Source organism: Sphingobium sp. AntQ-1 (genome assembly GCF_028538045.1).
In the GTDB taxonomy this organism is placed as follows: domain Bacteria; phylum Pseudomonadota; class Alphaproteobacteria; order Sphingomonadales; family Sphingomonadaceae; genus Sphingobium; species Sphingobium cupriresistens.
In genome coordinates, this window is sequence record NZ_CP117159.1 from 49440 (window position 1) to 63439 (window position 14000).

14 protein-coding genes are annotated in these 14000 nt (G+C 65.1%); 4 read left to right on the plus strand and 10 right to left on the minus strand.

What is annotated here, in order from left to right:
• Positions 1–10: 10 nt before the first annotated feature.
• The 6 genes from sphantq_RS19020 to sphantq_RS19045 all read right to left on the minus strand — a co-directional run bounded on the left by sphantq_RS19020 (position 11) and on the right by sphantq_RS19045 (position 5508).
• Positions 11–538 carry a DUF3237 domain-containing protein gene (locus sphantq_RS19020; protein ID WP_272800441.1) on the minus strand — a complete coding sequence of 176 codons (528 nt, stop codon included), beginning with the start codon at positions 536–538 and terminating at the stop codon, positions 11–13.
• A complete protein-coding gene (locus tag sphantq_RS19025; RefSeq protein ID WP_272800442.1) occupies positions 538–2130 on the minus strand; it encodes a carboxylesterase/lipase family protein in 1593 nt (530 codons plus the stop codon). Before sphantq_RS19025 ends, sphantq_RS19020 begins: the two co-directional genes overlap by 1 nt.
• Positions 2130–3122 carry an alpha/beta hydrolase gene (locus sphantq_RS19030; RefSeq protein ID WP_272800443.1) on the minus strand — a complete coding sequence of 331 codons (993 nt, stop codon included), beginning with the start codon at positions 3120–3122 and terminating at the stop codon, positions 2130–2132. The genes sphantq_RS19025 and sphantq_RS19030 overlap by 1 nt, the downstream gene beginning before the upstream one ends.
• 303 nt (positions 3123–3425) lie before the next feature.
• Positions 3426–4082: a TetR family transcriptional regulator gene (locus sphantq_RS19035; protein ID WP_242495942.1), complete on the minus strand. Its 657-nt coding sequence runs from the start codon at positions 4080–4082 to the stop codon at positions 3426–3428.
• 79 nt (positions 4083–4161) lie between these two features.
• Positions 4162–5043, minus strand: coding sequence for a Rossmann-like and DUF2520 domain-containing protein (locus tag sphantq_RS19040; RefSeq protein WP_272800444.1), 882 nt, complete (start codon positions 5041–5043; stop codon positions 4162–4164).
• A gap of 291 nt (positions 5044–5334) precedes the next feature.
• Entirely contained in the window at positions 5335–5508 is a 174-nt protein-coding gene (locus sphantq_RS19045; RefSeq protein WP_165363562.1) for a hypothetical protein, read from the minus strand.
• A 28-nt stretch (positions 5509–5536) separates the two neighbouring features.
• Between sphantq_RS19045 and sphantq_RS19050 the strand changes: the two genes are divergently transcribed.
• Positions 5537–5710 (plus strand): hypothetical protein, encoded by a 174-nt coding sequence (locus tag sphantq_RS19050; RefSeq protein WP_272800445.1) that lies wholly within the window; start codon positions 5537–5539, stop codon positions 5708–5710.
• A gap of 49 nt (positions 5711–5759) precedes the next feature.
• Here the strand turns inward: sphantq_RS19050 and sphantq_RS19055 are convergent, their stop codons facing one another.
• A complete protein-coding gene (locus sphantq_RS19055) occupies positions 5760–7079 on the minus strand; it encodes an MFS transporter (RefSeq protein ID WP_272800446.1) in 1320 nt (439 codons plus the stop codon).
• A 52-nt stretch (positions 7080–7131) separates the two neighbouring features.
• A complete protein-coding gene (locus sphantq_RS19060) occupies positions 7132–8361 on the minus strand; it encodes a TetR/AcrR family transcriptional regulator (RefSeq protein ID WP_272800447.1) in 1230 nt (409 codons plus the stop codon).
• A gap of 127 nt (positions 8362–8488) precedes the next feature.
• On the opposite strand from sphantq_RS19060, the gene sphantq_RS19065 reads away from it, so the two are divergent.
• The 3 genes from sphantq_RS19065 to sphantq_RS19075 all read left to right on the plus strand — a co-directional run bounded on the left by sphantq_RS19065 (position 8489) and on the right by sphantq_RS19075 (position 12163).
• A complete protein-coding gene (locus tag sphantq_RS19065; RefSeq protein WP_272800448.1) occupies positions 8489–10786 on the plus strand; it encodes a TonB-dependent receptor in 2298 nt (765 codons plus the stop codon).
• A gap of 16 nt (positions 10787–10802) precedes the next feature.
• A complete protein-coding gene (locus tag sphantq_RS19070; protein WP_066607905.1) occupies positions 10803–11861 on the plus strand; it encodes a tyrosine-protein phosphatase in 1059 nt (352 codons plus the stop codon).
• A gap of 101 nt (positions 11862–11962) precedes the next feature.
• Positions 11963–12163 (plus strand): hypothetical protein, encoded by a 201-nt coding sequence (locus sphantq_RS19075; protein ID WP_082679187.1) that lies wholly within the window; start codon positions 11963–11965, stop codon positions 12161–12163.
• A gap of 44 nt (positions 12164–12207) precedes the next feature.
• On the opposite strand, the gene sphantq_RS19080 is transcribed toward sphantq_RS19075, so the two are convergent.
• Both sphantq_RS19080 and sphantq_RS19085 read right to left on the minus strand, forming a co-directional pair.
• Positions 12208–12468: a hypothetical protein gene (locus sphantq_RS19080; protein WP_066607902.1), complete on the minus strand. Its 261-nt coding sequence runs from the start codon at positions 12466–12468 to the stop codon at positions 12208–12210.
• A 233-nt stretch (positions 12469–12701) separates the two neighbouring features.
• The gene (locus sphantq_RS19085) at positions 12702–13916 is read right to left on the minus strand and encodes a GGDEF domain-containing protein (RefSeq protein ID WP_272800449.1); all 1215 of its coding nucleotides are present in this window, start codon (positions 13914–13916) and stop codon (positions 12702–12704) included.
• Positions 13917–14000: the final 84 nt, after the last annotated feature.

A 14000-nucleotide genomic window follows, 5' to 3' on the forward strand; every position in this document is an offset into this window, starting at 1 on the left:
GAACCCCGCCTCATGTGACGCGATAGACGCGGATGCGCACCGACGGCTTGGGCGCGTCTTCGGGCGGCGGGCCGAGCGTGCCGATGAAGATCGCCTGATTGAGCCAGTCGTGCGGGCCGGTGGGCGCTTCGAAACTGGGGACGGTGCGCAGATAACGGCTGGGGGCGCCGGAAACGCGGCTGTTGGTCAGGCCGACATTGCGAACATGGATCGGCGTGCCGTCATCCGTGCGCATCATGTAATCGGCTTCTATGACCGTCCAGTTGTCGGCGCGCTGCAATTGCCAGTCCGCGCCGCCCGCCAGCACAGCGCCGCGGATGCGCGGACCGGCGAAAGTGCCGCCGGTGATGGGGATGCGCCTGCGGGTGCCGAGCGGAGTCGGGCCGAACTCCTGCGTGGGTTCCAGCGTGACGATGGCTTCATAGACGAAATCCAGGCCCGGCGCGTCGGTCGCCGCCCATGCCCTCGCCGGCAGAGCGGATGCGGCGATCACCCCGCCTAGGCCGGTGAGCACATGCCGTCGGTCGATCATCGCCATCAGTCCCTGATCCGCGGACGATCGGCCGGCGGCGGGGCGTCGCCGAACAACGGCCAGTCGGCAAAATGCGGCCAGGGGATGACGGCGCGCGTGTCGCCCAGTTCCAGCGCCTTGGGCCTGGCGCGCGTGAAGGCGGGCCAGTTGGGGCCGGGGTCGCCCGTGCGGGCGAAGGTGATCAGGCGATCCATCATCTCGGTGGACAGGCTCTGGTCCACCGCGGTCCAGTCGCGGGTGATGCGGAAGCGGTTGAGGCTGTCCAGCGTGCCCAGCCAATAGGGGATGTCGGCCGAATGATAGGCGCCCACGGTCGCAGGATCATGGTCGGCGAAGGTGACGCCGGGGCGATAGGGCTGGACGCGCGTGAAGACATAGGCGTGGACCGGGGCCTTGCCGGTGGCCGACTGCGCCAGCGCCCATTGCGCCATTTGCGCGTTGAGGGTGGAGTCGCGTTCGATGTCGCGGGCCTGCCTTCGCGCTTCGTCCGGCGTGCGCGCGGGATAGCGTTGCAGGATCGTCGCGGCGTTGGCGGGGAAGGCGCGGCGGACGGCGGATTCATGGTCCGCTACGGTGGCGACCGGCCCCAGCGAGCGGAAGCTTTCGTCGCGGGTGAAGCCAAGCAGCAGCGGCACGTCATTCTGACGCCCGGCGGCGAAGGCGCTGGCGGGGGTTTCCGCCACCACATCGCCGTCGATCACGATCGGACGGCGGCGCACCGGCGCGGCGCGGGCGATCAACTGGTCGGCGGGCAGGTCGCGCATCTGTTCGATCGACTGCGCGCCCAGCGCCTGTTGCAGCGCCAGGCCTTCGGCTTCGGCGTCCTTGAGCGGGACGGGCGTGCCGATGCCACCAAATGCGCCGCCACTCATGCCGACGGCGCGCTGGAACAGGCCTTTGGTCGCCGGGCTGGCCTGCAACAACGAGACCGACATCGATCCGGCGGACTGGCCCGCGATCGTCACATTGCCCGGATCGCCGCCGAAACCGGCGATATTGGCCTTGATCCACTGGAGCGCGGCGACCTGATCCTTCAGGCCGTAATTGCCCGACTTGCCGCCATTTTCGGCGCTGAGTTCCGGGTGTGCGAGAAAGCCCAATGGCCCGACGCGATAGGCAATGGCGACATAGACCACGCCCTCGGCGGCGAGCGCATCGCCCGCATAATTGGCCATGGAGGCCGAACCGATGTTGAAGCCGCCGCCATAGATCCAGGCGACGACCGGATAGCCGCCAGCGGGCGCGGGACCGGGCGGCGCCCAGATGTTGAGATAGAGGCAATCCTCGCTGGTCGCTTCCTCCCCGAAATAATGGTTGATGTTGCGGGCGCGCAGCGGCTGGATGCATTCCGGCGCGAAGCGATCGGCGTTCCAGACGCCGCTCCAGCGGGCATGGGGTTGCGGCGCACGCCAGCGCAGGTCGCGCACCGGCGGCGCGGCGAACGGCACGCCAAGCCAGGCGCGCACGCCCGACGCCAACGTCTTGCCCGCGACCAGACCGTCGGTCGTGCGGACGGGATCGCCGGCGGGCCGATCGACGATCTGGGCCGAAGCGGGCGCGGAAAGCAGGAGCCCCAGGGCCAGCAGCAAGCGGCGCATTATTTCCTGCCCTTCAGTTGCGTGTCGAAGAAGCGGAAGGTGAGGTCGAGCGCGCGCAGCGAGGCGGCGCGGGTCGCCGCCGCATCCGCGCCGATCCAGCTATGGCCGACGCCGGGGATGATCTCCAGCGTGACGGGGACATGGGCCGCCTTGAGCGTCGCGGCGAGCTGCTGCGACTGGGCGGCGGGCACGACCTTGTCGTCGGTGCCGTGGATCAGCAGCATCGGCGGGTCTTTGGCGTCGACATGGGCCGCGGGACTGGCGGCCCTGACGCGATCGGCCGGGCAATCGGGCTTCACGCAGTCGAGATAGGCGTTTTCCGCGCCGGCGATCGCCTGCGGCATAGTGGCGAAATCATAGACGCCGTACCAGCCCGCCCCGGCTTGCATGCAGTCGCTCTGGCCGGGGTTGCTCTTGTCCTCGCCGGTCGGCGCGCCGCCGCACTGGAGCGCAGCAAGCGCCGCGAGCTGGCCGCCGGCCGATCCGCCCCAGACGGCCACCTTGCCCCCGTCCAGCCCGAAGCGCGCGGCATTGGCGCGCAGAAAGCGAATGGCGGTGCGGACATCGTCGATCGCGGCGGGGAACGGCGCTTCCTTCGACAGGCGATATTCGAGCGAGGCGACGACATAGCCGCGCGCCGACAGGTCGGCCAGGACTGCGGGGAAATCGCTGAACGCGCCGGACTGGCGCGTATGGCCGTTCGCCCAGCCGCCGCCATGGATGTAGAGGATGAGCGGCAGCGGGCCGGCCTGAGCCGCGGGGCGGTACAAATCCAGAATGATCGGGCGGTAGCCGGGAATGACGGAATAGGCGATGTCCGCGTTGACGGTGACGCCATTGGCCAGGGTCAGGATGCGGTCGGGCATCGGATCGCCCAGCGCCGGTTCGGGCGCGGTAGCGGGAGATGGCGACTGTGCGTGAACCTGCCCGTGCGCCGCCAGCAGCGCCAGACCCGATGCCAAGCCCAATGACAGCGCGATACGCCTTTGCATGATCCTCTCCATTCCGATTCTTGTGCTAACTATTTCGTACATCAATATCATCGGCTGGTGCGAAGGCAAGCCTGATGATAATGCACGATGAAGCCAGGCTGTTCTCTTCGAAGGAGCGCCAGGACCGGACATCGCCTGCTGATCAGACAGGACGCCGAACTGCGCAACGGCGCTGCTGCGGCTCAGCATCCGTCTCTTCTCGCGGGCCAATGGACATGCAGGCGCGAGGGATGCTGAGGCATAGGCCAGCGCCACGAACCATGTTCAGCATGATGATGCTAGATGAAGATCAGACGCCGAGGTTCAGGCCCGGCACCAGCTTTCGACGATGTCGATGACATTGGTGCGCCGGCGCGCCAGCACTTTGGGCGCGGTGACGTCGCGTTCGAAACCGTAGGAGACGGTATAGCGGTTCGAGACATTGTAGAAGCAGAGCGCGCTGATCGTCATATGCAATTCCAGCGGGTCGATGCCTTCGCGGAAATGGCCGCTTTCCACGCCACGCGCCAAGATGGCGCGCAGTTGCTCCACCACTTTGCGATTGCGTTCGCGGATGCCGGGAATTTCGCCGATATGCGCGCCACGCAGGATATTCTCGTTCATCACCAGCCGGACGAATTCGGGATGCTGGTGATGATAATCGAAGGTGGCGCCGACCACGTCGCGCAGAGCGGCGTCGGGCGCCAGGTCGCTGCGCGTATTGTCCGCGTCAATCTCTCGCACCGCAGTATAGGCGCGTTCCAGCACGGCGCGATACAGGCCTTCCTTGCTGCCAAAATAATAATAGATCATCCGCTTGGATGCGTCGGTCCGATCGGCGATCTCGTCGATGCGCGCGCCGCTCAGCCCCTTGTCGGCGAACTCCAGCGTGGCGACATCCAATATGTTGAGCCGCGTCTCTTCCGCTTCGCCAGCCCGTCCGGTCGCCTTGCCCTGCATATTCATCGGCGATTTGGCCACGCATCCATCCTTTTCTGCCTGCGACAGGCATAGCTTGGCAGCGGCGCGTCCGACAAGAGAGGATGAAGGAACTGGATAGTTATGCGATGGACGCCAGCGCCTCCCGCAATCCCGCGGCCGGTTGTGGGCCGGAGCGTTCCAGGGCGTCGAGCGTCGCGATCGCCATGGCGCGATAGGCGGGGAGCAGGTGCGGGCTTGTCGTGGAGAGCGCCGCCAAATGGTCGGCGATGGTGTCTCCATCGCCCCGCAGCAGCGGTCCCGACAGGGCCGCCATGCCCCGGTCGAGGCTGTTGTCGAGCGCGGCGCGGACGAGTGGGCGCAGCAGTGCGCCCGGTTCGGCGACGCCGGCGGCCGCCAACGCATCGCGCGCGCCGGCGATCAATGTCACCAGATGATTGGCGGCGTGGCAAAGGGCGGCGTGATAGAGCGCGCGCTGCGCCTCCGCCACCTGCTCCATGCCGCCACCGAGCAGGGCGACAAGCGCTTGCGCGGCCGCGATCGCCGCTTGTGTGTCGGCGGTGACGACGAAGCTGGCCCCGACCATGCGGGCGACCTCCTGCAAGGGATCGCCGGTGAAGGTCATGGCCGGATGCACGGCCGCGGTCAGGGCCCCGCGCTGCGCCAATGGGGCGAGGACCGCCGCACCGCTGCGGCCGCTGAGATGGAGGATGAAGGGCGTGGCGCTTGCGGGCAGTTGCTGCGCCAGTGCGGCGACCAGATCGGGGATGGCGTCGTCCGACACGGCGATCAGGATCAGGTCGCAGGTGGAGGCGATCGCCGTCAGGTCATGCGCTGCCTGGGCGTGGCCGATCCTAGCGACCATGGCGTCGCGCCGGGCCGGGTCGCGGCCCCACACCAGCAGCGGATCGGCCGCCTGGGCGTGCAGGGCGAGGGCCATGGCCTGAGCGACGCGGCCCGTGCCGATGATGCCGATCCGGCGATAGGGTGGGTCGTTGCGCATGGCGGATGCCTAGACCATTCCGCCGTCGACCGGAACAGCCGACGGCTGGCAGAATGCGACAGCAAGATCGGGCCGCGCGCGCCAGCCTCACAGCGCATGTCCGCCCGCCGCGCTGATTCGGCGAGCTTGCCGCTGACCGGCAACCGACCAGGGCTGGTCTTGCGAAAAGGTTCGAAACTGGCGCGGTCCGCGTCGAAGGCCATGTCCCAGAATATATTGTCGCCGCGAACGATCGGCGGGGCGTTGTTCGACCAGAGCAAGGCGCCGAAACGGAAATCCCATGCGCGGCACTCAATGATCGGCCAAATAATCGGTGTCGGCTTGATATTCCGCCTCCCCAGCCTGCCCCGGCATGTCGCAATAATGATAGATGGCCGATGAGATGCGATGGCGGGAAATGCCGCCGCTGCTGTTCATCGTCTGGTTCTTCCAGCCCCTGGCGTCCTTGATGTTGGCGCCGAGCATGAATTTTCGCCCATCAGCTGGCGGTCGAATGAGGGCCGCGCCAAGTCCGGGTCAACGCCGTCTCCCCGGCTTCATCCGCACCGCATTGTCGGCGCCGCTGATCGCGGACGCGGCGCTGTTCCTCGCCGCGCCCGCCGGCGCCTTTGTCACCGGCCACAATCTGGTGGTGGACGGCGGCACGCTGATGTCCGACGGCAGTTGAGCGGCGCGACCACGCCCGTCGCAATCCCCATGACGGCGCGCCTTTCGCTTCAGGTCGATGCGGCGCGGGCTCCCAGGCCGGGCGTGGGACGTGGCGTCAGGATGATGAGGGCCGCCAGCGCGCCCAGCAGACCGGGCATGGCGTAAGCGAGGCGGACCGCCTGTTCCGCACCTTGCGACAACAGGGTCTCCTTTGCGTCGAAACGGGCGAGCGACATCAGCCAGATCGCGCCGCCCGCCCCCAATCCCATGGCCAGTTTCAGGACGATGCTGGACAGGCCGTAATAGAGGCCAGACCGATTCGCGCCCTGCACGATGTCGCGATCCGCCGCATCGGCGACCATGGCGCGCAACAGGGCGTAATCGACGCCCCAGATCAGGTTGCGGGCGATCATATAGCCGATCATGGTCGGCAGATTGCCGACAGGCAGCAGGAGCGCGAACGGGGTGACGATCAGCTGCCAGCCATAAGCGAGGATGAGCACCCGCTCGCGCCCATGCCGTCGGCTCATCCTGCTCCATAGTGGCAGCGTGACCAGCGCCAGCGCGGGCTGGATCAGTAACAGCGTCGCGCCCCAACCGTGCAATTGCAGCACATTGTCGCTCAGAAACAGGAAGCAGGTGGCGCTGGCGGCATCGGCCAGGCCGAGCAAAAGATAGAGCGCCAACGGCTTGCGCAGCAGCGGATTGGCGAAGACGGCGCGGACGGACCCTGTGATCGGTTGATGGCCGTGCTGGGGTTGCGGGCAGGGTTGCGGCCGTTCCTTGAAGAAACGGATGACAGGAAAAACCGTCAGCGGCGCGAGCAGCGCAATCATCATGCCGAGCGTCGCTGCGACACCCGCCTTGCCGACGCCCAGCCCCCGCTCCAGTCCGGCGATCACCAGCAGCAGCGCGATGGCGCCAGCAGAGGCGTACCAGATTTTCGCGCTCATCAGCCGCGTGCGCTCGTCGGCGTCCCGTCCGATCTCCAGCCCCCAGCCGCCATGGGGCGTAACCATCAGCGAATAGCCAAGATGCAGCAGGACGCTGGCCAGCATGATGGTCATGAGGGTCGTACCCGCACCGGACAGGAACAGGCCGAGCGCGCCGATGGCGACGAGCGGCACACCCAGCATGATCCAGGGTTTTCGCCGTCCATAGCGCGTATCGACATGGTCGCTCATCCACCCCATGATCGGGTCGGCGATCGCGTCCATGCCGCGCATGGCCACCATCAAAAGCCCGGTCACGCCCAGTGAAAGCCCCACGGTCGCGATCAGATGTTGCGGCAGATAGGCGCGCCAGGCCAGTTCGATGGCCTGGAACAGCACCACCGGCAGCGAGAAAAGGGCGATGCGTCCGGCGCCCATTCGATCGGATTGGTCCATGGCAGCTGCCGTCCTGAAGAGGTGGCATTGCCGCTAGTGCGCGTTGATGACGTTATGGTGACACGACGCGGCGCGCGATCAGCGCCAGCAGCTGTTCCAGTTCCTGATGCACGCGATCGGGGGATTGATATCCCGGCGCGGCGAGTTGCGCCCGAATCTGGCCTGCCAGAAATCCTGAGAAGAGCGCCGCTTCCAGTTCGCTGATCGGGTGATCCGGCCCCAGAAAAGCCTGGAGATAGCGGCCCGACGTGCGGCCGCGCAGATAGCGGAGTTGCGCGGCGAAATGGCGATAGGACGGATCGCGCGCCACGACGATCGTCAGTTCCTCCGGCCCGGCGCTGGCGGCGCTGCGCTGGAGCAGCTGGACAAGATCGCCCAGTGACCAATGATCGTCGACGACTGGCGCGACGGCCGATCCGGTTGCAGGCACATTGCCCAGATAGAGCGAATCGAACGCCGCCCGCATCAGGTCGGCGCTGGTGCGGAATTTATGCGATACGACGCCCAGGGTCAGACCCGCTTCGGCTGCGACGGCGCGATGGGTCATGCTGCCGGCCCCTTTGCGCGACACGATCGCGGCCGCGGCCGCGGCGATCCGGCCGGCGGTTTCGTCCCGTTCCGGCAAGGCGGGGAATTCGCGCTGCGCCTGCGCCCGCGCGAAATCGCGGAACGGCGCATCGGGGATCGCCCGCCCGCACAGCCAGGCCGTCCAGCCGCGGGCGAACTCGTCCAGCCCGGCGCGGTCCACCATCCGGCGCCAGTTGATCATATGGAGAAAGCTTTCGCTGTCGAACAGCCGCGCCGTCAGGGCGCCGCTGTCCTCCAGTCCGAAATGCGCGCCGATTTCGCGCCACATATCGACCCACATATGGGTCCAGCGCATGGCGCCCTCCTGAAAACCGGGATCGCGCACCGCCAGTTGCTGTCCTTCACGCCAGGCAAAGGCCAGCCGTCGCTGCGCGCAGGCCCAATCGTCGACCAGCGCCGCAAAAACCGGGGGGAAGGCCATCGCGTCCAGCCGCGCGCCCTGCAAACCGTGCAAATGGCGATCGCGCCAGGCGGCGGCGGACAGGCGGGCATGATCCTGCGCGATGACGAACAACTGTTCCAGAGAGCCGAAGTGGTGGTAGAGCGACGACACCGGCACATCCGCCGCGCGGGCGATGGTGCGCACCGAAAGGCCGGTCCCTCCCACATCCTCCCACAGTCCCAGAACTGCGTCTATAATTCGATCTTTCGAGGAATATTGCGCCTCCATGGAGGGCGCCAACCGGTCGTGCATCAGGATCTCCCTGGCGCAGCATAGCAAGACCCCGACCAGGAGAGGAGGTAAAAAATACCCGATACAGATGTAACATGAAAGACATACAGCCGTTCTAATTGGCCGCCGACTTATGAGGGGACAGCATATGAAAAAGTCGGTTGGAAAACTATTTTACGCCTCGGCATTGGCCGGAAGCGCGCTGTCCGCAGCGCTGGTTCCCGGCATGGCCTTGGCCGATACATCCGCTATAGCGGCGGCCCCGGCGGCCGACGCCATGGGGGACGCAGGATTGGCCGCGATCGTGGTCACGGCGGAAAAGCGGCAGACCGATCTGCAGGACACGCCGATCGCCATTGCGGTGATGAACGCCGACGATCTGCGCAACCGCCACATCCTGTCGCTGGAGGATCTGGGCGACGGGTCGATCCCCTCGCTCCGCATCGCTCCCTTCTTTTCGCGCAAGTCGGCGTTGACGCTGGGCATACGCGGCGTCGGCGCGCTGGGCGACGCCAATCAACCGGCGCGCGACCAGGGCGTGGGCGTCTATGTCGACGGCGTCTATATGGGCCGCGCCCAGGGCCTTGGCGCCGCGCTGTTCGACGTCGAGCAGATCGAAGTGCTGAAGGGACCGCAAGGCACGTTGTTCGGCCGCAATACCGAAGGCGGCGCCGTCAGCATCGTCACTCGCAAGCCGAGCGGCGCGTTCCATATGAACGCCACCGCCGGCGTCAGCAATTATGGCGGCTATGAAGGCGTCGTCCATCTCGATCTGCCCAGTTTCCACAATATCAGCGTCAAACTGGACGGACTGGTGCAGCGCCGCGGCGGGACGGTGGACAATCCCATGTCGGGCGAGGCCGATTTCAACAGCTATGACCGGCGCGGCCTGCATGTCGCGGTCAAATGGGAGCCGACGTCCACCTTCACGGCGCTCTACAGTTTCGACACAAGCTATGACGCGACCACGCCCTATTATCTGCAATTGCTGTCCAAAGGATCGCTGGCGCTGGCGCCGATCCTAAAATTGCAGCCCGATCGCGCCAAGACCGCCAATGTCGGCGTGCCGTTGCAGGAAAGCGTCGGCAAGACCTGGGGCCATCAGCTCAACCTGGACTGGGAGGTCGCCGATAATCTGACGCTGCGATCGATCAGTTCCTATCGCGACCTGACGCAGAGCCAATATGACAATGGCGCCACCGTGCTGTCGGTCTTCTCGCCCAACGCCAATTTCAGCCGCTACAGCCTGGCCAATTTCGATCAATATCAATATAGCCAGGAGTTCCAGGCGATCGGCGAATTGGCCGACATCACTTATGTCGCTGGCCTATTCTATTATCATGAACATGTCAGCGACGACGCCTGGTCGCCCAATACGCTGAAGTTCAATGCCGACGGCACAGCCTACACCGTGCTGCCGTCGCCGACCGCCTCGACCATCTTCCCCGATCGCGCCAGCACCGCGACCACCGACAATCTGTCCGCTTTCGGACAGTTCACCTGGTCCCCGGCCGCGCTGGACAATCGTTTCCACCTGACGATGGGCGGACGGTACAGTCATGACAAGAAGAAGGGCGAGTTGACCAAGGTCAATGGCGCAACGCCGACCGTCAACGGCGTCACCGGCGACGTGCCGATGGCATTCAAGTCCGATCGTTTCGATCCGCTGGTCACGCTTGCCTATGATGTGAGCCGCCATATCAATGTCTATGGCAAGTGGAACACCGGCTACAAGGCGGGCGGCGCCAATTCGCGCTCGCTCACCTATCGCAGCTTCGGGCCGGAATCGGTGTCCAGTTTCGAAATCGGGTCGAAGATGGACCTGCTGGACAATATGGTCCGCCTCAACCTTGCGGCCTATACGACCAAGTATAAGAATGTGCAGATCGATTTCAACGCGGTGACGCCGGGTGTCAACCGCACCACATTGGAAACGGTCAATGTCGACGGGTCGGGCCGGATCAAGGGGTTCGAAGCGGACTTGACGGTGGCGCCAGCGACCGGCCTGACGCTGACCGCCAGCTACGCCCTGACCGACATCCGCCTGCCCCAGGCGCATAACCCCTTCATTGCCGGCAATCCGCTGGTCACCGTCTATCCGGTCTATGTGCCCAAACACTCGTCCAGCGGCGCGATCGATTACAGCCTGCCGGTCGCCGGGGACGCGAAGATCCTCGCGCATCTCGACGCCAATTTCGCCAGCCGCCAATATAGCAGCGCCAGCGATCCCACGCTCAACGACCGCACCTTCCTGGTCAATGGCCGACTGTCGCTGGCCGACATCGATTTGGGCCGGGACAATGCGAAGCTGCGCGTGTCGCTATGGGCGCGCAACCTGCTCGACAACCAGTTCGTGTTCCTGCGCAACTACAGCGCCGCGCTGGGCACATACGCCATCTATAACGAGCCGCGCACATTCGGCGGCGAAGTGAACGTCCAGTTCTGAACGAGAGGATAGAGCTATGAAGAAAATCATTCTGGCCCTGGCCGGCCCGTCCCTGATCGTCCTGTCTTTCGCCGCCATGCCTGCATCAGCCCGCGTCGCCGATGCGACGGCGGAGCGGCTGGCCGGCGACAAGATGCAATTGCGCTGGTCGGGCGCCGCCAAAGTCGACGTCTATGCCGCCGATCGGGCGGATGCGGACATCGCGTCGGCGCGACTGCTGTCGGCCGCCGATGTCGACGGCGGCGAGATCGTTCCGGTCGATGCAGTCAAGCGGCCCTATTTCCTGCTGCGCGACCGGGCCGACAACAAGGTCACGATCCTGTCCGAACGATTGGTGCCCTTGGCGCAGGGGTCCAACTTCCGCGATCTGGGCGGGTATCGGACCAAGGATGGCAAGCAGGTCAAATGGGGCCTGCTCTATCGGTCGGGCGGATCGGCCATGCTGACCGCCGACGACAAGGCGCGGGTCCAGGCGCTGGGCCTGCGCAACATGGTCGATCTGCGATCGGACGAGGAACGGCAGTTCGCACCGTCGCAGATCGACGGCGTCCCCTACTCCACGATAGGCTATTCAATGGCGGCGATGATCAAGGGCGACCTGCGCAATGGCGGTGCGCTCTATCGGAACTTCCCTGAACAGCTCGCGCCGCAACTGCGCATCCTGTTCGACATATTGAAGCGCAACGAAGGGCCGGTGGAATATAATTGCTCCGCCGGGCAGGACCGCACCGGCTTTGCGAGCGCGATGATCCTGTCCGCCCTTGGCGTGCCCCGCGACGTCATCCTGGCGGATTATCATCTGTCGACCAGCTATCGGCAGCCGCAATATGAGGTGCCCCCGATCAATGCGGCGCTCTACCCGGACAATCCGGTCGCCCAGATGTTCGCCCGCTATCAGAGCAATCCCGCCTATGCCAAGGCGCAACCGCTCAAGGATGCCGACGGCAAGGCGTTTCTGGCCAGCGCGTTCGAGGAAATCGACGCCCGCTGGGGTTCGGTCGACAATTATCTGAAGCAGGAGATCGGCGTCACCGCCGTCGATATCGCGGCATTGAAGCGCGCCTATCTCCAGTAACCGGGCGCATCGCACCGATGGGCGGGCAGGATATGGACCGTTCGTCCATCGGGGCGCTTCCGGTGTTTACGGGCCGGGGCGGTCGGCGCTAGAGCGCGTCGATGACCATCATTGCAACGATCATGAACAGCGCCACCGGCCAAGCCATCCAGAAGATGAGCTTTGGCCGGATGCCCAAGCCGTGGGCGACATTCCACCTGGAAACCGGTGAGCGGGTCACCGCCGACCGCATTCATGTCGGCAAGCCCGCGCCCGGCAAATTCGTCGCACCGGTCGAGATATGGGTCACGCCCAAGGGCTGAAACGTCCCATTGACGGCCCGCGCCCCTGGCTTGACCCGGCGCGATCAACGCTGCGCGAAGCGCACCGCGGGCTTGTGGCTGATGGTCAGCCCCGCCTGCGCCCATTCGCTCTTGCTGCGGCACTGGGTCACGGGGATCAGCGATCCGGTCACCACCTGCTTGAAACAATAACGGTCGGTCTTGACGTCATAGCGCACCTTGGCGGCGCCGAAATTGCCCTGGGCCTGAGCGAAGGCGGGCGTGCTGGCGGCCGAAACGGCGACGGTGGCGACGGCAATGGCGGCGATGAAAGCAATGGTCTTCATGATGATGTCCTTCCCTGAGTATGTGGCCCTGAGCGTCTGGCCCTGAGCGTCTGGCCGAAACCTGCTCGCAGGCTCTGTCCGCCATATTGCAGAGAGCGTGCCAGTTTGCGGAAAGTGCTGAAATCCAACCCTATCCCGGCCGCGCGCGGGATTGTCGCCGATAAATAATCCCGCTTATTGGGATTTTTCATCAACCATTCGGGAATATTGCATGGATTGCGGCATTTTGGCCGTCAGGCGACCGCCCGGCCCTCATCCTGCACATCTTCGGGACCGCAAAATTGCACCTGCGCCTTTCCCTTGGCCTTGGACCGATAGAGGGCCGCGTCCGCACATCCCATCAGCCTTTCCATGTCGAGGCCATGTTCGGGCGTCAGGGCGATGCCGATACTGACCGAAATGCGCATGGCGACGCCGTCAATGACATAGGGTTCGCTCAATTGCCGGATCACCCTGCGCGCGAGCAGTTCGGCCTGATCGGCATGGTGCACATGGGATTGGATCAGGAGGAATTCATCGCCGCCCAGCCGCGCCGCGACATCCTGCGTTCGAATCGCCGACGCCAACCGATCCGCGACCTCCACCAGCATCCTGTCGCCGACGGGGTGGCCATATTGATCGTTGATCGCCTTGAATCCGTCCAGGTCCAGATAATGAATCGCCAGCTGGCTGGTCGCATGGGCGGATTTGAGCTTGGCCTGAAAGGATTCGCGCAGGAGCAGTCGATTGGGCAGGCCGGTCAACGGATCGAAGCGGGCGAGCTTGCCCAGATCATGTTTGGCGGTGAGATGTTCGACGGATGCGCCATAGAGATGCCGCGCCGACGCCAGGCTCATCAACCCCACCGTGATGAGGAGCAGGGCTTCGAGCGTGAAAAATTCGGTGTGCAGCCTCTCGCCATCATCGCTTGCGGCATGAACGAACATCGCGAACGCGACGGGCAGCACCGCCAACGACACGCTGATCGCGCATAATGTCGGCCGACCGGCGTTGCGCGACACGATGCCTGCGCCAAAGGTGAAGACCAGGCTGACCGTCGCCAGATGGACGAGTGGTTCGTGCGCCATCAGGACGCACAGGTTCAGCGCGGCGATCAGCAGCGCGAAGGCATAAGTGAGGATGGCGTAGCGCCCTTCCCAACGCCCCAGGCGCGCAACGTCCTGATCCGCGCCGCCGGCGCGATGATAGGCGCGGATCAACAGGACGCGCCCGATCGTCACCGCAATCGCAATGCCGGTCAGGGCGGCGATCCAGCCATCGTGCCACTTGATGTAGATGAGCGATCCGACCAGCGCATAGAGGATGCCAAATCCCGCGATCGGCGCAGTCATGGTGAAGAGGGCGGAGACGAGGTCGCGATAGACCGCATCGGGCAAGGCAGGCGCGGCGGCGCGGTTGAACCAGGTCCGCACCGGTCGTCCGCCGTCAATCTCCTGCCTTCTCTCCATGGCGCCTTTCTTCGACAGGAAAGTTAACAGTTCCCTATCGATGCGACGAGACGAGGCGGACGCCGGCCATGGAGACAGCATTCC

Bases quoted from the DNA above. Each gene is read 5' to 3' on its own strand.
- sphantq_RS19020 (WP_272800441.1), bottom strand. From the start codon at position 538: ATGGCGATGATCGACCGACGGCATGTGCTCACCGGCCTAGGCGGGGTG.
- sphantq_RS19025 (WP_272800442.1), bottom strand. From the start codon at position 2,130: ATGCGCCGCTTGCTGCTGGCCCTGGGGCTCCTGCTTTCCGCGCCCGCT.
- sphantq_RS19030 (WP_272800443.1), bottom strand. From the start codon at position 3,122: ATGCAAAGGCGTATCGCGCTGTCATTGGGCTTGGCATCGGGTCTGGCG.
- sphantq_RS19040 (WP_272800444.1), bottom strand. From the start codon at position 5,043: ATGCGCAACGACCCACCCTATCGCCGGATCGGCATCATCGGCACGGGC.
- sphantq_RS19045 (WP_165363562.1), bottom strand. From the start codon at position 5,508: ATGCTCGGCGCCAACATCAAGGACGCCAGGGGCTGGAAGAACCAGACG.
- sphantq_RS19050 (WP_272800445.1), top strand. From the start codon at position 5,537: ATGAGGGCCGCGCCAAGTCCGGGTCAACGCCGTCTCCCCGGCTTCATC.
- sphantq_RS19055 (WP_272800446.1), bottom strand. From the start codon at position 7,079: ATGGACCAATCCGATCGAATGGGCGCCGGACGCATCGCCCTTTTCTCG.
- sphantq_RS19060 (WP_272800447.1), bottom strand. From the start codon at position 8,361: ATGCACGACCGGTTGGCGCCCTCCATGGAGGCGCAATATTCCTCGAAA.
- sphantq_RS19065 (WP_272800448.1), top strand. From the start codon at position 8,489: ATGAAAAAGTCGGTTGGAAAACTATTTTACGCCTCGGCATTGGCCGGA.
- sphantq_RS19070 (WP_066607905.1), top strand. From the start codon at position 10,803: ATGAAGAAAATCATTCTGGCCCTGGCCGGCCCGTCCCTGATCGTCCTG.
- sphantq_RS19075 (WP_082679187.1), top strand. From the start codon at position 11,963: ATGACCATCATTGCAACGATCATGAACAGCGCCACCGGCCAAGCCATC.
- sphantq_RS19080 (WP_066607902.1), bottom strand. From the start codon at position 12,468: ATGAAGACCATTGCTTTCATCGCCGCCATTGCCGTCGCCACCGTCGCC.
- sphantq_RS19085 (WP_272800449.1), bottom strand. From the start codon at position 13,916: ATGGAGAGAAGGCAGGAGATTGACGGCGGACGACCGGTGCGGACCTGG.